Origin of the sequence: Mycobacterium gallinarum, assembly GCF_010726765.1 — a bacterium.
Lineage (GTDB): Bacteria > Actinomycetota > Actinomycetes > Mycobacteriales > Mycobacteriaceae > Mycobacterium > Mycobacterium gallinarum.
In genome coordinates, this window is the sequence record NZ_AP022601.1 from 2,877,820 (window position 1) to 2,895,349 (window position 17,530).

16 protein-coding genes are annotated in these 17,530 nt (G+C 66.1%); 10 read left to right on the forward strand and 6 right to left on the reverse strand.

Annotation, left to right across the window (positions count from 1 at the left end):
• Positions 1-367: 367 nt before the first annotated feature.
• The 4 genes from G6N42_RS13970 to G6N42_RS13985 all read left to right on the forward strand — a co-directional run bounded on the left by G6N42_RS13970 (position 368) and on the right by G6N42_RS13985 (position 3,885).
• Positions 368-1,867, forward strand: a complete 1,500-nt coding sequence (locus G6N42_RS13970; RefSeq protein ID WP_163730127.1) for a hypothetical protein — start codon at positions 368-370, stop codon at positions 1,865-1,867.
• Positions 1,868-1,980: 113 nt separating this feature from the next.
• Entirely contained in the window at positions 1,981-2,934 is a 954-nt protein-coding gene (locus G6N42_RS13975) for a hypothetical protein (protein WP_163730128.1), read from the forward strand.
• Between the two features lie 66 nt (positions 2,935-3,000).
• On the forward strand, positions 3,001-3,438 hold the full coding sequence (locus G6N42_RS13980) for an HIT family protein (RefSeq protein WP_163730129.1): 438 nt from the start codon (positions 3,001-3,003) through the stop codon (positions 3,436-3,438).
• Positions 3,439-3,441: 3 nt separating this feature from the next.
• Complete coding sequence (locus G6N42_RS13985; RefSeq protein WP_163730130.1) at positions 3,442-3,885, forward strand: nitroreductase family deazaflavin-dependent oxidoreductase; 444 nt, start codon at positions 3,442-3,444, stop codon at positions 3,883-3,885.
• Here G6N42_RS13985 and G6N42_RS13990 read toward each other — a convergent pair whose 3' ends face one another.
• The gene (locus tag G6N42_RS13990; RefSeq protein WP_163730131.1) at positions 3,886-4,923 is read right to left on the reverse strand and encodes an LLM class flavin-dependent oxidoreductase; all 1,038 of its coding nucleotides are present in this window, start codon (positions 4,921-4,923) and stop codon (positions 3,886-3,888) included.
• Positions 4,924-4,936: 13 nt separating this feature from the next.
• Positions 4,937-6,169, reverse strand: coding sequence for an FAD-dependent oxidoreductase (locus G6N42_RS13995; RefSeq protein WP_163737487.1), 1,233 nt, complete (start codon positions 6,167-6,169; stop codon positions 4,937-4,939).
• 54 nt (positions 6,170-6,223) lie between these two features.
• On the opposite strand from G6N42_RS13995, the gene G6N42_RS14000 reads away from it, so the two are divergent.
• Entirely contained in the window at positions 6,224-6,877 is a 654-nt protein-coding gene (locus G6N42_RS14000; protein WP_163730132.1) for a TetR/AcrR family transcriptional regulator, read from the forward strand.
• Here G6N42_RS14000 and G6N42_RS14005 read toward each other — a convergent pair.
• On the reverse strand, positions 6,816-7,661 hold the full coding sequence (locus G6N42_RS14005) for a uracil-DNA glycosylase (protein WP_174262254.1): 846 nt from the start codon (positions 7,659-7,661) through the stop codon (positions 6,816-6,818). The two genes, G6N42_RS14000 and G6N42_RS14005, sit on opposite strands and share 62 nt — an antisense overlap.
• A gap of 58 nt (positions 7,662-7,719) precedes the next feature.
• Here G6N42_RS14005 and tap point away from each other — a divergent pair, with 58 nt between their 5' ends.
• On the forward strand, positions 7,720-8,961 hold the full coding sequence (gene tap / locus G6N42_RS14010) for a multidrug efflux MFS transporter Tap (RefSeq protein WP_163737494.1): 1,242 nt from the start codon (positions 7,720-7,722) through the stop codon (positions 8,959-8,961).
• Positions 8,962-8,967: 6 nt separating this feature from the next.
• Here tap and G6N42_RS14015 read toward each other — a convergent pair whose 3' ends face one another.
• The gene (locus tag G6N42_RS14015) at positions 8,968-11,589 is read right to left on the reverse strand and encodes a helix-turn-helix transcriptional regulator (RefSeq protein ID WP_163730133.1); all 2,622 of its coding nucleotides are present in this window, start codon (positions 11,587-11,589) and stop codon (positions 8,968-8,970) included.
• Between the two features lie 129 nt (positions 11,590-11,718).
• On the opposite strand from G6N42_RS14015, the gene G6N42_RS14020 reads away from it, so the two are divergent.
• The 4 genes from G6N42_RS14020 to G6N42_RS14035 all read left to right on the forward strand — a co-directional run bounded on the left by G6N42_RS14020 (position 11,719) and on the right by G6N42_RS14035 (position 16,680).
• On the forward strand, positions 11,719-13,377 hold the full coding sequence (locus tag G6N42_RS14020; protein WP_163730134.1) for an L-lactate permease: 1,659 nt from the start codon (positions 11,719-11,721) through the stop codon (positions 13,375-13,377).
• A gap of 28 nt (positions 13,378-13,405) precedes the next feature.
• On the forward strand, positions 13,406-14,773 hold the full coding sequence (locus G6N42_RS14025) for an FAD-binding oxidoreductase (RefSeq protein ID WP_163730135.1): 1,368 nt from the start codon (positions 13,406-13,408) through the stop codon (positions 14,771-14,773).
• Between the two features lie 81 nt (positions 14,774-14,854).
• Positions 14,855-16,096 carry a cytochrome P450 gene (locus G6N42_RS14030; protein ID WP_163730136.1) on the forward strand — a complete coding sequence of 414 codons (1,242 nt, stop codon included), beginning with the start codon at positions 14,855-14,857 and terminating at the stop codon, positions 16,094-16,096.
• A complete protein-coding gene (locus G6N42_RS14035) occupies positions 16,096-16,680 on the forward strand; it encodes a TetR/AcrR family transcriptional regulator (protein WP_163730137.1) in 585 nt (194 codons plus the stop codon). Before G6N42_RS14030 ends, G6N42_RS14035 begins: the two co-directional genes overlap by 1 nt.
• Positions 16,681-16,689: 9 nt before the next feature.
• On the opposite strand, the gene G6N42_RS14040 is transcribed toward G6N42_RS14035, so the two are convergent.
• Positions 16,690-16,986 (reverse strand): hypothetical protein, encoded by a 297-nt coding sequence (locus G6N42_RS14040; RefSeq protein WP_163730138.1) that lies wholly within the window; start codon positions 16,984-16,986, stop codon positions 16,690-16,692.
• 71 nt (positions 16,987-17,057) lie between these two features.
• Positions 17,058-17,471, reverse strand: coding sequence for a heme-binding protein (locus G6N42_RS14045; RefSeq protein ID WP_163730139.1), 414 nt, complete (start codon positions 17,469-17,471; stop codon positions 17,058-17,060).
• Positions 17,472-17,530: the final 59 nt, after the last annotated feature.

Below are 17,530 nucleotides of genomic sequence, written 5' to 3' on the forward strand. Positions count from 1 at the left end.
CCCGGCCAGCGAACCGCCATGCCGCGTATTGACGTCGTTCAGTTAATTATCATGCTATTGACCAGGGCGTCGACCGATGACAGTCACCGATATCAACCTGTTTGCGATTTACACATAAGCAAATTTTTGATATAGCACCCTAGCTAAAACAATACTCCGTGAGACGAAAATCAGCCCAGTTCCAGCCTCTATATCACATCCCGACCTGGGTCGGTACGACTGGTAGGTCATCCAGTCTATATTTGCCAAACCTTATGAGATCCGTCCGATTGAAACACAACTATGATCCTTGACACACCTCTCAGCAAAGATCTAGTGTCCGCTTCACGCAACTGATCATGTCTCCAGCGCGGGAGAGGGGAAGCGGATGGCTCGGGTTCGGCGTAACGAGCGCACGCGGCGAAAGAAGGCGGGCGCCCACCGGAAGGTGCCCGCGCGGCGGACCGCACTCGCAAGCTCCGTGGCAGCGGGTGGTGCGGCGCTCGGTATCGGCGCAGCCTCCTACCTGGGCGCCCCCACGGCGGAAGCATTGGCGATACTGCTGCCCGGCCCGGAGGTCGATGGCGCCGGCAGCGCGACCCGGGTCAACATTCTCGAAGGCAATGTCTTCAACCCGCAGATCAGCGCCAGCGGGAACAACAGCAGCACGAATATGATCATCGGCGGGGCTGCGCTGAATAGGCTCTACGGCTTCATCGATCGATTGCTGTCGATCCAGATCAATCTCAGCGGCACCGATGGCAGCAACGTCGGCACTCGCGTCAACATCGCGTCCTACAACGTCTTCAATCCACAGCTGAGCCTGTCCGGTGCGAACGTCGCCAACAACGTCAAGGTCGCCAACGTCACGATGGACAACGGCAACAATGCCGTCGCGGACGGCGCCGGCGGTCAAGGCAACGGCAACACCGCTCAGTTCTCGCTCCTGTCGGGAAACATCTTCAACCCGCAGACCAGCCTCACCGGCGCCAACATCAGCAACAACGTCACCGTCACCAACGTCGCGATGAACAACGGCAACGGCAGCGTCGCTATGGCGGACGCAGGCGGCTTACTGCCATTCCTTTCAGGTGGGGCGGGTAACGGCAACGCCTCTCAGTTCTCCCTCCTCTCGGGGAACATCTTCAATCCGCAGACCAGCCTCACCGGCGCCAACATCAGCAACAACGTCACCGTCACCAACGTCACGATGAACAACGGCAACGGCAGCCAATCGATCTCCTCGATGGGAAATCCGTTGGGCTCGTTCGTGTTCGGCGGCGGCAACGGCAACAGCCACCAATACGGGTCCTTCGTATCCAACATCTCGAATCCGCAGTGGACGTGGGGCGGCGGCAACACGAGCAACAACTCGGCCATCACCAACACCGCAGACGGCAACGGCAACGGCAGCACCAACACCGTGACCGGTGGAGGCACCGTCGTCACGGGGACCGGCAATGGCAACACGAACCAGGCCGCAAGTGGCTCCGGCAATATCTACAACGACCAGGTGAACATCGGTCCCGGTGGTCGCGGTGCGGGGGGTTCCACCACCGCCGGGCCGAAAGACCTCGACGACGTTATATCCCTCGTGTCCGCCTCCCGCACCGAAGGTGCGCGCAGCGTAGCTACGGGTGGTACGGGCCGGATCAATCGTCAGAGCCAGCAGGAACGACGGAATCTGTTCTCTCTCAACAGGATCGCCGGTCTTACCGCGGCCCGTAACACCTCTGCAAGCGCGACGTCGAACGACACGAACCACGGGGGCCACCCGACCGGCCAACCGACCGGTGGCGCCGGTGCCACCGGCGGCGGTTCCGTCGGCACCGGTAACGGTGAAGCAAGCGACAGCGGTGGCGATGGCAACGGCGATTCCGACGCCTGAGGGGTCCAGGGAGGTGTGGATGAACTGACATCGGGCAGCAGTGTGGGACAGGACGACACTGCATCCGACGCCAAAGTATCGGCATAGAGCAAAAGCAAAGGAGCTCAAGCGAAATGACCAAAGACAACAAGACTCGAGAACCAGGCAGGTTGAGTCGCACAGTGGCGATCGGCGCGATCGCAGGCAGCGCCCTCGGACTGGGTGCCATCGCGGGCGCAGCCAGTGCACAGGCCGACAACTGCGTTGATTCAGGCTTCGGCTGCGGCTGGTTCAACGAAGTGTTGAGCCGCAACAACAGCCAGATCGGATCGAACGGCAACGGCATCAGCAACCAGTTCGGGGTCGCCAACGGCAACATCGCCAACGGCCAGCTGAACGTCCCGATTCTCAGCCCCGTCATCGCCGGCGGTAATGCGACCAACGCCGCACCAACAACCGGCGGCGCCGCGGTCGGTGGCACCGCGGCGAGCACCGCCGCTGATGTGGACGTGGTCACCGCGGGCTCTGCACTGGGCCTGAACCCGGCACTCGGCGGAATAGGCGTCGGTGGCTCGAATCTCGGCGCAGCACTGGGCGGGCTGGGATTGGGCGGCTGGGGCGTCGCCACCGGCGTGCCGGTGTCGACCGGTGGTGTGGCGGTTCCGGTGACTACGGCCGCTCAAACGGGCGTCGGTGGAGCCGGCACCGGCGCGCTCGACGGGCCGGGCACCGGCGGAGACGGGACCGGTGCGCAAACGGTTGGCGGCGCGACCGCTGCTACCGGCGGCACCAGCACCGCCAACTCCGCCGCGGCCGGGGGTGACGCCACCGGCGGCGACGCTGACGTCGATCAAGACGCCGGGGACGGCGAGGGCGGCTCGGCCAGCAGCAGCCAGAACATCACCCGCGGCGGCAATGCCACCAGCACCGGTGGTGCCCGTAGCGGTACCGCCAATGGCGGCACTGCGACCGGCGGCAGTGCGCGCAGCAGCGCCAACGGCAACGCCGGCGGCAACCAGTCGAACAACAACTCCTCGAACAACTCGTCGAGCAACAACGGCAACAACAGCAGCAATAGCAATGGCTGACGAGGTCTGACCGATGCGGCGCCCACCGAGAGGTGGGCGCCGCAGTGGTTTCGCTAACGTGGCGGGATGTCCTGTGTGTTCTGCGCCGTCGTCGCCGGCGAATCGCCGGCCATCAAGATCTATGAGAACGCCGACTACCTGGCAATACTGGACATTCGGCCATTCACCCGCGGCCACACCCTGGTCATCCCGAAGCAACACACCGTCGACTTGACCGATACGCCGCCGGAAACCCTTGCCGCCATGGTGACCATCGGGCAGCGGATCGCGCGGGCAGCGCGTCAATCCGGTCTGCACGCCGACGGCAACAATGTGGTCATCAATGACGGAAAGGCCGCTTTTCAGAGCGTGTTCCACATCCACCTGCACGTGTTGCCGCGCCAGAGCGGCGACAAGCTGTCCTTCGCGAAAGGCATGCTGATGCGACGGGACCCGGATCGCGAGGAGTCCGGACGCCTTCTGCGGGAGGCGCTGGCGAAACTCGACCCCGCTGAGCAGGATTGACCCATGACGTCACGTGTGCAGCGGGCGATGCTGAAGGTACTGAGCATCCACGACAAGATCTATCAAGCGACCAACGGCTGGGTGGGCCACCGCCTACCCTTCGCTCCCCCGAACCTGTTGCTTCGCTCGGTCGGAGCGAAAACCGGTGCGGCAAGGACGAACTCGCTGACCTATGCCAAGGACGGGGAGAACTACCTGATCGTCGCGTCCAACGCGGGCGCCAGACGCTATCCGGCGTGGTACCACAACTTGAAGGCGAACCCCGACGTCGAGATCAATGTGGGGCCGAAGCGGTTCCCGGTCACCGCGCGCATCGTCGGGCCGGATGACCCCGACTACGCCCGCCTGTTCCGCATCGCCGACGAGAACAACAGCGGCCGATATACGGCCTATCAGAAGAAGACGACGCGACCCATCAGTGTTGTCGCTCTGACGCCGAAGTCCTGACTAGAAAAGCTCTTTCGCCAGCAATTCCAACGTCTTGTCCCGTGCGGGTGCCGTCGCGGGGTCAGTGCCGCGGCGCGCCGACGCCGCGGGGTTGACCATGACCTCGTCGACGCCGAACTCATCGGCCAGCGCGCGCATCTGCTCGGCCGCCTCGCTAGGCGATCCGACCACCGAACGGCGCAGGACGGCGTCGGCGATGAGCTCTGCCTGGGGGCTGACCACCGCGGATTGGGCGTCCTCGACAAGGTCCAGCGCCCCGAGCGGCTGACCCGTCCGCAGCCGCGCCATCATCTGCAGGTTCGGCAGCGCCAGAGCCACTGCCTCGTCGTGCGTTTCGGCCACCACCGCATTTACGGTGAGAAACGTCAGGGGTTCCGACGCCAGGTCGCTCGGCCGGAACTCCGACCGGTACACCGCCAGCGCCTCCGCGGTGCCCTGACCTGAGAAGTGGTGCGCGAACACGTACGGCAGCCCCTTGGCCGCGGCCAGATGCGCCGAGTACATCGACGAGCCCAACAACCACAGCTTGGGTTCCGTCACCGCGGCCGGGGTCGCCTTGAGGACGTAGCGCTGGTTCGGAATCGGTACCCGCACCCCGGCGGCGCCCATCAGGGCCACCACGTCGTCGAGATACTCGGGGAACGCCTCGATATCGCGGTCGTCGCGACCGGCAGCACCGCGCAAGGCCATCGACGTCACCGGGTCGGAGCCCGGGGCTCGGCCGATGCCGAGGTCGATCCGTCCCGGATGCGCGGCCTCCAGTAGCGCGAACTGTTCGGCGACCGCAAGGGGGGCGTGGTTGGGCAGCATGACACCGCCCGAGCCGAGACGCAGCCGGGTGGTATGTGCGGCGAGATGGGCGATGACGACCGGCGGGCTGGTCGCCGCGACCGAGGGCATGTTGTGATGCTCGGCGATCCAGTAACGGGTGTAACCGAGCCGGTCGGCGGTCTGCGCGAGGTGGGTCGAGGCCGCGAGCGCATCCGACGTGGACTGGTCGGTGCGTACCGGGACGAGGTCTAGGACGGAAAGCTGCATTTGAACTTCAACGCTACGTCGCGCCCACGGCTTCCCCGACGAGTAGGTCCGGGTCCGGCTGTTCCTGCAGCAGCCGCTGAATCGGCCGCAGCGCCCGTTCCACGCTGACGAACCGCATCGCGAACTCCCGGGCCCACGCGAGGCTCCTGCTGCGGTGGAACATCAGCGTCGCCAACAGGCGGGAATTGTCCTGGGCGGCCTCCACCCGGGGGCGCTGGCCGAGCTCGAAGTTGCGAAGCAGAACGGGGAGCCGTGACGTATCCCCATGCCGCAGCATGCGAGCAAGCACCCACGCCGATTCCATCGCCATCCCCGCGCCCACACCAGCGGTGGGTAGAAAGCCCGCGGCCGCGTCCCCGAGCAATACCGTGCGGTCGGTGGTCCACGCCGGTGCGCGGCAATCGGTCAGCGGCCAGTAGTAGGGATCGGCGGCCCGGGCCACTGCCGTCAGCGCACGCGCGATTCGCGGGTTGACCGTCGCAAGCTTGCCGCGGATCCACTCGACGAACGGTCCCGGCCCCACGGCGGTGTCGGCACGCGGCCCGCCGAGAAAGATTCCCAGCTGTCCGGCGACGGGATACATGCCGATGAAAAAGCCGTCGCCCCAAACCTCTTCGCCGAGGTCGGTGTCGTCGTCACCCGGCGACCACACCACCCAGCCGCCCCACTTTGTATCGGTGATCGCGGCTGGCCGGTAAGCCGGCACCAGCTCGCGCGTCGTCGATCCGATCCCGTCGGCGATGACGACGAGGTCGAAATCGAGTTGTTGTGTCACACCGTCGGTCGTGATACCCACCTCGACGCCGCCCGGGTTTTCTTGAAGCGCGGTGACCGTCGAATCGAACGTCACGGGACATCCTCCGGCCGAGAGCACATCGAGCAGCGACCCACGTGCGATGCCCCGGTAATCGCCATAACTGGCGATGACTTCGGCCATCGAATCCTCACGCAACATGCGGCCGGTGTGCCCGTGTACGGCGTAGCGGTCGAAGGAAACGCTGGACGCGCGATACCGGTCCCGGACCCCGAGGTCGTCGATGGCGCCGTCGACCATCGGCATCAGGGCAAGCATGTAGCCGGCGGCTGAGGCGTCGTGTGCCCGCTCGATGAGCACCGGGCGACGCCCGCCCCGGCGGAACAGTTGCGCGGCCGTGACGCCGGCGATTCCCGCCCCCACCACCAGCACGCGCAGGTCGTCGGCACGGGCCTGCTCATATTGCGCTTCGACGGATTTCGGCACGAACATATTCGCCAAGTTACCATTCTGTGTACTACCCGGTCCACTTGGTATCATCTGGACGTGAACACGGGCCGAATTCGGCGGATGGACCCGGAGCGAAGGCGGCGGCTCGTCGAGGTGTCAGCAGCTGAATTCGCCTCTGCGGGTTACGCTAACGCATCCCTGAACCGCATCATCGAGGCGTGCGACATGAGCAAGAGCTCGTTCTACTACGTGCTGAGCTCGAAAGCGCAGCTCTTCGAATTCGTGGTACGCGAATTAGTCGAGACTGTGGCGGGGACCATCACATTTCCGAAGCCAGAGGAATTCGCCGGCCGCATGTTCTGGCCGCGGCTCGAACGGTTCTTCGCCGAACTCGTCGTCGCCTCCCAGACCCAGGAGTCGTTCCTCACCCTGGGCCGGATGTTCTACAGCCGGTCGCCGTCCGCGGAGCACGGCACCGTCGGCGACACCATGGCCGCGGTGCGCACCTGGGTCGAAGAACTACTCCTGATCGGTCGCACGTCGGGGGCGGTGTCCGACGACCTGCCGCAGGCGTTGCAGGTCAGCCTGACGTTCAGCGTCATCCAGGTGTTCGACGAGTGGACCATCGCCCACTACGACGAGATTCCGCCGGCCGAGATTGGCGCGCTGGCCAACGCCCAGTTCACGACTATTCGTCGGATGCTAGAGCCTTCGCCCGCACGAACACGTCGTCGAGCATCTGCGCAGTGAGGCGCCCGGTGAACGTGTTCTGCTGACTCGGGTGGAAGCAGCCGATGAGCGTGACCTCACCGAGGTCAGCGGTCACGCCGTGGCCGAAGCGCGGTGCCGGCGATCCGATGGTTGCGCCACCGTTGCGGACCATCTCCAGTGCGGCCCGCCACCCGAACCCGCCGAGCGCAATGATCACTCGAACCGACGCACGTGTCAGGCGCCACTCGGCGTCCAGCCATGGCGCGCAGGTGATCCGCTCCTCCGGTGTCGGCGCATTGGCCGGCGGTGCGCATCGCACCGCGGCAGCGATCCGAGTGTCGTTGAGCGCCAACCCATCAGCGGCATCGACGCAAAGTGCCTGATTCGCCAGGCCTGCACGGTGCAGTCCGGCGAAGAGAAAGTCACCGGATCGGTCTCCGGTGAAGACCCTGCCAGTGCGGTTGCCACCATGCGCCGCAGGCGCCAGTCCGACGACCATCACCCGCGGACGCGGTGACCCCCACCCGGGTATGGGCCGCCCCCAATACGGTTGGTCGGCGTAGGACTTGCGCTTGCCGACGGCCACGTCCTCGCGCCACCGCACGAGCCGCGGACAGGCACGGCAGACGGATATCTCGGCGTCGAGTTGCTCGATCGACATCGCCGCGGCGGCCAGCCGGACCACCTGCGTCGACTTGGTCGCGACCGGGGTCGCGGGAGAGGCGACGTCTCCAGGCCAGCCGGCACCGGGTGGTACCGGCGAGGCGAACAGCGCGCCGGTACGCGGATGGGGCAGCTTCAAATCCACATGACCACTGTGCATGCGCTGCGAAATGGCATGTCGAGCGGCCCTCGCCGCTGTTATCTTCGTCAAGATCAACATGATGACGAACAAGCGCGGCCCGCTCTTTCTGATCCTGTTCTCCGCGCTGATGGCCGGCGCCGGCAACGGCATCTCGATCGTGGCATTCCCATGGCTTGTGTTGCAGCGCAACGGCTCTGCTGTCGAGGCATCGGTGGTCGCGATGGCCGGAACGCTGCCGCTGCTCGCGGCGGCCCTGATCGCCGGCGCCGCGGTGGACTATCTCGGGCGCCGACGCGTGGCGATGATCTCCGATGCGTTGTCCGCGATATCGGTGGCCGCGGTGCCCGTGCTGGCGTTGACGTTTGGAGTCGATGTCATCAACGTCGCGGTGCTGGCGGTGCTCGCCGGACTCGGCGGCTTCTTCGACCCGGCGGGCATGACCGCCCGCGAGACGATGCTGCCGGAGGCGGCAGGGCGGGCGGGTTGGACCCTGGACCGAGCCAACAGCGTGTACGAGGCGATCTTCAATCTGGCCTACATCGTCGGGCCCGGTATCGGAGGCCTGCTGATAGCCACGCTCGGCGGCGTCAACACCATGTGGGTCACTGCGACGGCGTTCACGCTGTCGATCATCGCGATCGGCACTCTGCGGCTGGAAGGCACGGGCAAACCCGACCGAGAAGCGCTGTCGGAGAGCGTCTGGGCGGGCATCGTCGAGGGGCTCCGGTTCGTCTGGAGCAACAGGGTCCTGCGCACATTGGCGTTCATCAGCCTGGCGGCCAACGGCCTGTATCTGCCGATGGAGTCAGTTCTCTTTCCCAAGTACTTCACCGACCGCAACGAACCCGCGCAGCTGGGCTGGGTGTTGATGGCCATGGGCATCGGCGGTCTGGTCGGCGCGCTGGGATACGCGGTCCTGTCGAGGTACATGAGCCGCCGCACCACGATGCTGACCGCGGTGATCACCCTCGGCGCGGCGATGACGGTGATCGCGTTCCTCCCGCCCCTGCCGCTCATCCTCGGGCTCAGTGCCGTCGTCGGGCTGGTGTACGGACCGATCGCACCGATCTACAACTACGTGATGCAGACCCGCGCGCCGAAGCATCTGCGGGGTCGGGTGGTCGGGGTGATGGGTTCGCTGGCCTACGCCGCTGGCCCGCTCGGGTTGATCGTGGCAGGACCGCTCACCGATGCCGCCGGCCTGACTACGACCTTCCTTGCCCTGTCGCTGCCCATGCTGCTGCTCGGCATCGTCGCCGTGTTCCTGCCAGCGCTGCGGGAGCTGGATCGCCCACCGCCGGCTGAACACTCACGCTGAGCGGGCTTAGCGGGTCGCGGCCGGTCCCGCCCGTGCGATCCTCGTCAGTTCCTCGCGAGAACTGGCCCCGACCCGCTGACACGCGCGGTACACGTGGCCCTCGACGCTCCGGACGGACATCACCAGCCGGTCAGCGATCTGGCGGTTGGACAGCCCCGCCACGATCAGTTCGACGATCTCGCGCTGCCGTCCTGTCAACGGTTGACTTGCCGGGCTGCGCAGAGCGGGGGTGCACAACCCACCGCACGCGTCGCTGAGTTCCTTGGCCAACGCAGCGGCCCAGAGACCGCGCTTACGCTGCTGATCCGCGGTAAACGCCACAGCCGCCTGAGCGGCGACGTCGGCAGCGGTCGCGCGGTCACCCATCGCCTGGTAATCGCTCGACGCCCGCAAGAGCCCTTCGCCGTCGTTGGCGGCCAACGATTCCGCGTGCTGGGCAACGGCTTTGGCCAGCGGCAGGTCCAGGTCGTTCGCGATCTCGCGGGCCCGTACCGCGCCGGAGACGTCGCCCCACTGCGCCGCCACCTGCAGGCAGGCCAGCTCGTGCGTCGGCTGTTCGCGTTGACGCGCCTGGGCTGCAGCCGACTTGACCGCGCGGATCGCCTCGTTGACACAACCGTTCGCGGCCAGCGACCATCCCGTGGCGATGCTCAGCGCGGTCTGCATGAACAGATAGTCGGGTGGAACGCATTTCTGGGCCTCGACGATCGCTTCTTTGGCCGCTTCCGCCTCGCCGAGTTTCGCATGCGCCTCTGCAAGCAGAAAACAGGTAGCGGGACGCAAACCCGTTCTGACACTGTGCCGTTCGACGCCGGCCAGCGCCTCGTGCAGCAGTTTCGCGGCGCTCCTGACATCGCCGCGCATCAACTCGGCGACACCCATCAGCGACGCCAGGTTCGCATAGGCCAGGCCGGGAACCTCACGAGCCGAGTCAGCAAGGCGTTCAACCATCGCCACGCACTCCTCGGTGCGCCCAGTCAGCCTGCAGGCCCGGGCGTAGACGCTGCCGAACCAGAACCGCATGTGGGATGCCTGGAACGACGTGATGGCACGGTCGAGGGCACCTTGGGCGACGGTGGTGAGGTCATCCCCCCGGCCCAGCGCACCGAGTGCCATGGTGAGCGCCACCGATGCGAGCATCGCGTGGAAATCCGACAGTAAGCCGGACTTCAGTGCCGCTGTTGCCTTTTCCGCAGCCGCGCCGCACCGGGCGGAAACCGCGTCGACGCAGGCCTCCACCGCCGTCCGAGCCGCCGCATCGGCGGGTGATTCGGTGTCGGGGCCCGAATTCTGCAGTAGCGCCGCGGCATCGTTGCACCGACCGAGCATCCAGATCATGTTGGCGGCGCGCAGCGTGTTCCATTGATTCGCCCCGGCCGCGCCGCCTTCGCCGATCTCACGCAATACGTTCTCGGCCTGCGGACCGCGACCGAGAAGTAACAGGTTCATCGCTCTGACCCCGAGGGCGTCCGGCGCCCCGGCCGACGCCGCCGCGGTCGCGAAGCGGTCGGCCAGATCGAGATCCAGCAGAGTCATCGCGTACTGCGCGGCCTGCAGGCACAGTTGTGGATCCGGCGGCAGATCGGACTCGAGGGCAAGCAACGCCCTGCGCACCGTCGCCTGTGAATCCGCATCCGCGTCCCTTGCGAGTCGCTGCGCCAGTCGGCCGCGGATCTTCGACAGGTACATCTCGCCGGCCGCGGCCCGGCGCAGTTCGCCGTACAGCGGGTGTGCCAGGCGGGCCATGAGTTGATCGCCGGACCTTTCGATGGTGATCAGGCGCATCCGCTCGGCGTCCTCGAGATCGCCACGCCCCACCAGATCGCACAGCACATCGACGGCCAGCGGTTCGCACTGCGACAGGAGGTCGACGACCACGGCCATCTCTGGTGTGAGCTCGTGCAGTTGTCGACCGACCATGTCGCTGATGCTTTGCGACACCGCGACGTCGCCGTCCCACATCCAGACGCCGGCCATCAGTCGCATCCGGCCCGCGGCGACCTGATCCTTGACGAGCTGGTGCAGGAACAGCGCGTTTCCGCCGGTGAGCTTCCAGAAGCGACGCGCGCTGCGGGCGTCCACCACGCCGCCGAGAGCGGTCTCGATCATGGCGCGCGTGGCATCGACGGTCAGCGGCTCGAGATCCAGACGTGCGAGCAGGCTGTCCTTCCACAGCGCGGTGATGGCATCGGGTGGTTTCGTGCCTGCCCGCAGGGTCACCACAAGACGGGCGTTATGCGTATTGGCAAGTTGATGAACCACATGCGCGGACAGGCCGTCGAGCAGGTGAGCATCATCGACGCCGATCAGGACACGCCCCTGACGCTGTTGCGCGACAAAGGAATTGATCAGGTGCCGTACATTGGGCATGGGATCGGCGATCGCATCGCCGATCAGCGCCGTGAAAGCACCCAGCGGGAGTGCCCGCGCGGACTCGGTACCGACGATCCAGTTGGTGCGCTCCCCGGCGGTTTCGGCGCGCGCGAGGACTTCGCGTGCGAGCCGGGTCTTTCCGACCCCTGCAGCGCCCACGATCACAACGCCTGAATTCTTGCTTCCCCCGCTGAGTGCGCGACGAATCGCCAAAAGCTCGCTGTCGCGCCCTGCCAGCGGATCCCCGCTGATCACGGCGCGACTATAACGCGCCCGCCGTGCTTGTCGGCGCGAATAACAGGGATTCTCGCGACGGCGTTTGGCATCACGCGGGCGCTGGGTAAGCGAGTCTCGATGTGATGCGCACCACAACCGAGGTAGGCCATGTATCAGCAAGTTCTCGATCCAGTCGCCAACTCGCTCGCCTGGAGTGCGGTGATCGCCGCGCTGCCGCTGCTCCTGCTGTTCGTCTTGCTGGGCGCTTTGAAGGTCACCGCCTGGGTGGCGTCGCTGATATCGCTGGCCGTAAGCATCGTGATCGCCGTCCTGGTTTACGGCATGCCGATCGGGCAGACCTTGCTGGCCGGGACCGAGGGTGCCGCGTTCGGGTTCTTCCCGATTCTGTGGATCGTCATCAATGCGATCTGGGTGTACCAAATGACCGTCGAGACAGGGCATTTCGACGTGTTGCGCCGCTCGTTCAGCCAGGTGAGTGACGACCAGCGGATCCAGGCCATCATCATCGCCTTCTCGTTCGGCGCGCTGATCGAGGCGTTGGCCGGATTCGGCACCCCGGTGGCGGTCACCTCGGTGATGCTGATGGCGCTCGGCTTCAAGCCGCTGAAGGCCGCCGTGATCGCATTGGTCGCCAACACCGCGCCCGTCGCGTTCGGCGCCATGGCGACTCCGATCATCACGTTGGGCAAGGTCACCGAGATACCGGTCGACACCCTGGGCGCGATGGTGGGTCGGCAGACGCCGATTCTGGCGCTGTTCGTTCCGCTGGCTCTGGTCGCCATCGTCGACGGCTGGCGCGGCATCCGGGAGACGTGGTTGGCGGCGGTGGTCTGCGGATTCGTGTTCGCCGTCGCGCAGTACGCCACGTCGAACTTCCTGTCCGTGCCGCTGGCCGATGTGGTCGCATCGCTGCTGTCCGCCGCCGCGGTGGTCGCGCTGGTACGGGTCTGGCGGCCGCGGCACGCATACACCGAACAGCCGACCCCCGTCGCGGGCGGTGCGGCCGACGAACCGTCCGCGGACTTCGCCCAGCGAGTTGAGAATGCCGACGGCCGTCACGATTCGCGCGCCGATGTCGTTCGGGCGTATGCGCCGTACGCCATCATCATCGCGGTCTTCGTCGTATGCCAGATCTCGGCGGTGAAGAGCCTGCTCGAGAAAGCCACGTTCACGTTCAATTGGCCGGGACTCGATGTCGTCGACCCGGACGGCGACCCGTTGTCACTCACCAAGTTCAGCCTGAACCTGCTCACCACCCCGGGCACTCAGATGCTCGTTGCAGGCATCCTCACGATGATTGCGTTGAAGCTCTCGGCGCCGCGCGCGCTGAAAGCGTACGGCTCGACGCTGCACCAGCTCCGGTGGGCGATCGTGACGGTGATGGCGGTGCTGGCGTTGGCGTTTGTGATGAACCTGTCCGGTCAGACGATCACGCTCGGCACATGGATGGCCGCGACGGGTGGATTGTTCGCGGTGATCTCACCCATCCTGGGATGGCTCGGGGTAGCCGTCACAGGGTCGGACACGTCGGCGAACTCACTGTTCGGCGCACTGCAGGTGACCGCGGCCAATCAGGCCGGGCTTTCGGACGTTCTGATGGCGGCCTCGAATAGCTCGGGCGGCGTCCTGGGCAAGATGATCTCACCGCAGAACCTCGCCATTGCGGCCGCGGCCGTCGGTCTCGACGGCAAGGAAGGCGACATCTTCCGCAGGGTCGTGCTGTGGAGCCTGGGCTTCCTGTTACTGATGTGCATCCTGTCGGGGCTGCAGGCCACCCCGGTGCTGTCGTGGATGGTGCCGTCATGACGTCCGACGCTGCTCGTAGCATCTACTCATGAGTGCGGATGCGCTGGCCGACCTGATCGCCGAGCTACCCGAAGGTGCCGTCGTCACCGATCCCGACATCCTGGCGTCCTACCGCCAGGACCGCGCCTTCGACCCGAATGCGGGAACACCACTGGCCGTGGTGCGGCCGCGATGCACCGAAGACGTGCAGGCGACGCTGCGGTGGGCCACCGCCAACCACGTGGCCGTCGTGCCCCGCGGTATGGGCACCGGATTGTCCGGCGGCGCAACGGCGTTGAACGGCGCGATCGTGCTGACCACCGAGAAGATGCGCGACATCACCGTCGACCCGGTGACACGCACGGCCGTCGCGCAACCCGGCCTGCTCAACGCCGAGGTCAAGGCCGCGGTCGCCGAGCACGGGCTGTGGTATCCGCCGGATCCGTCGTCGTTCGAGATCTGTTCCATCGGCGGCAATATCGCCACCAACGCCGGCGGGCTGTGCTGTGTGAAGTACGGGGTCACCACGGACTACGTCCTCGGGCTGCAGGTGGTCTTGGCCGACGGCACCGCGGTGCGACTCGGCGGTCCGCGTCTGAAAGATGTCGCCGGGCTCTCGTTGACCAAACTGTTCGTCGGCAGCGAGGGCACGCTCGGCGTGATCACCGAGGTGACACTTCGCCTGCTTCCGCCGCAGCGGGTGGCCAGCACCGTCGTCGCCACGTTCGATTCCGTCGAGGCCGCAGCGCAATCCGTCGTCACCATCACCGGCAAGATGCGGCCCTCGATGCTGGAGTTCATGGATTCGGCGTCGATCAACGCCGTCGAGGACAAGCTGCGGATGGGGCTGGACCGGACCGCCGCCGCCATGATGGTCGCGGCGACCGACGACCGCGGCGCCACCGGAGTCGAGGATGCCGAGTTCATGGCCGGGGTGTTCACCAAGTACGGCGCGAAAGAGGTGTTCACGACCGCGGATCCCGACGAGGGTGAGGCGTTCGTCGCGGCTCGTAGATTCTGCATACCCGCTGTGGAGATGAAGGGTTCGTTGTTGCTCGAGGACGTCGGCGTTCCGCTGCCCGCGCTGGCAGAGCTGGTCGGCGGCGTGGCGAAGATCGCCGCGAATCACGACCTGTTGATCTCGGTGATCGCGCACGCCGGCGACGGCAACACCCACCCGCTGATCGTCTACGACCCTGCGGACGCCGCGATGACCGAACGCGCCCACCAAGCGTTCGGCGAGATCATGGATCTGGCCGTCGGACTCGGCGGCACGATCACCGGCGAGCACGGCGTGGGCCGGTTGAAGCGCCCCTGGCTCGAGGGCCAGATCGGCCCGGATGCGATGGAGCTCAATCGGCGCATCAAAGCGGCGCTGGACCCCGACAACATCCTGAATCCCGGGGCCGCGATCTGACCGCTGTGCGTTATCTGCGACAAATCGGCCAGTCTGCTTCTACCTATTGACACTCGGGGTGGGTTGTCGTACCAATGAGACATGACGGCAACTCTGTCTCAGAGCTCTCCGGTCCGTTTTCAGCTAGCCACCGCCAGCACCTGGGCCAACCCGTGGGGTATGTACCGGGCGCTGCGCGACCACGACCCCGTCCACCACGTCGTGCCCGACGACAAACCCGACCACGACTACTACGTCATGTCGCGGCATGCTGACATCTTTGCGGCGGCGCGCGATCACGAGACCTACTCCTCGGCCCAGGGTCTGACGGTCAACTACGGCGAACTCGATCTCATCGGCCTGGCCGACAACCCGCCGATGGTCATGCAAGATCCGCCGGTGCACACCGAGTTCCGCAGGCTGGTGTCGCGTGGCTTCACACCTCGTCAGGTCGAGGCCGTCGAGCCCAAGGTGCGCGAGTACGTGATAGAGCGAGTCGAGCGCATCCGTGCCAACGGTGGCGGCGACATCGTCGCCGAACTGTTCAAGCCGCTGCCATCGATGGTCGTCGCGCACTACCTCGGCGTGCCGGAAGGCGACCGCGACAAGTTCGACGGATGGACTGACGCAATCGTCGCGGCCAACACCGCCGAGGGCGGCATCGGTGGAGCGCTCGAGCATCTGGGTGATGCGCTGGGCGAGATGATGGCCTACTTCACCGCGCTGATCGAAAAGCGTCGCGTCGACCCCGAGGACGATACGGTCTCGCACCTGGTGGCGGCGGGTGTCGGCGCCGACGGCGACATCGCCGGCGTGCTGTCGATTCTCGCGTTCACCTTCACCATGGTCACGGGTGGTAACGACACCACAACCGGCATGCTCGGCGGCTCCGTGCAACTGCTGCACCAGCGGCCCGACCAGCGAAAGCTGCTGGCCGACAACGCCGATCTGATCCCCGACGCGATCGATGAGTTCCTGCGTCTCACCTCGCCGGTCCAGATGCTCGGCCGGACGGTGACCCGCGACGTCACGGTCGCAGACACCACCATCCCCGAGGGACGGCGGGTGATGCTCCTCTACGGATCGGCCAACCGCGACGAACGCCAGTACGGCGACGATGCGGGCGAGCTCGACGTGACGCGTAAACCGCGCAACATCCTGACCTTCAGCCACGGTGCCCACCACTGCCTCGGTGCCGCCGCCGCCCGGATGCAGTCCCGCGTCGCGCTGACCGAGCTCCTGGCGCGAATCCCCGACTTCCAGGTCGACGAGGACGGGATCGTCTGGGCCGGAGGCAGTTACGTGCGCCGGCCGCTGTCAGTTCCGTTCACGGTCATCCGCTGATGGCGGGCGACTGGCTGGCGGCACGGCGGACCGAGGTCGCCGCCGACCGGATCCTCGACGCGGCGGGTGAACTGTTCGCCGCAAAAGAGGCCGCGACCGTCGGCATGCACGAAATCGCCTCCGCCGCAGGATGCTCGCGCGCGACGCTGTACCGGTACTTCGAGAACCGTGAAGCGCTCTACACCGCGTATGTACACCGTGAGGCCTACCGGCTCTATCGCGAGATGACCGATCAGATCACCGCGCTGGTCGATCCCCGTGAGCGTCTGATCGAGGGCATGATCGCCTCGCTGCGTAATGTTCGCGAAAGTCCCGCGTTGGCATCGTGGTTCGCGACAACGCAGCGACCGATCGGCGCGGAGATGGCCGAGGAATCTGAGGTCATCAAGGCGTTGACCGAGGCGTTCGTCATCTCGCTGGGACCCGACAACCCCGAACTGGTCGCACACCGGTCACGCTGGCTGGTGCGCGTCATGACGTCGCTGATGCTCTTCCCCGGGCATGACGAGGACGACGAGCGGGCGATGCTCGAGGAGTTCGTCGTGCCGATCGTGTTGCCCGCGGCCCGCGAGACCGCTAGGTAGAACGGCGGTCTAGTTGCATCCGGAGGCGTTGACCCACCGGCCGTTGTAGCCGACACACGCGCTGACGTTCGGGGGCGGCGGCGGGTCGTACGGCATGGGCGCGTAGTACGCCGGCGGCGGAACGTAAGGCGCAACGGCGTCGGCGATATTCGCGCAGCCACTCACAGATACCCGGCGGCCCGCACTCACGCACACGTCGGCGTTTGCGATCCCCGGGGCGTTAACGGTGACGATCGCCCCGGGGACGGCGGCGAGGGCGAAGACGCTCGCCGCCGCGATAGCCCAGGATCGTGTCCATCGGGTCATTTCGGTTATCTCCTCACAGGCGCTCGATTGGCGCATCAAGCCGAAAGATGAGCGTGGCAACGCTCATGTCGTTACCTATCCAAAGGGGCTGGCGCGTCGCAGCGAGTCCGCAGATCCGTCACCGGCTGACGGATCGCGTTGAGCTCGGCCTCAACCTGAGGATTGGCGTCCATATATGTCTGCACCCTGCCGCGGAGTTCCTCGTTCGGCAGCCCACGGAGACTGGTGAAAAAGTTGTTGACGTCCGGGTGGGTGAACAAGTACTGCCCCGTCGCCGTTCCGACTGTGCCCGACGCCTGCGCCAGGTCGGCCGCCGTGCACCCAGGCGGCGGGGCCCCAGGCGCCGGAGGCGGCGGAGGCGGCGGGACGGGCGTGGGTTGAGCAAATGCCATTGCGGCGCCCCCGAACAGCATCGCGCCGGCCACCGCCCCGCTACCGATCACTGCAGCCACTGCACGCCGTGCAGCGCGGCTCGCTTTCACCATTCTCGCTCCCTTCGTAGAGGCGTTGGGAGCCCTCCCGTGAGACGGCTACCGACGACAAT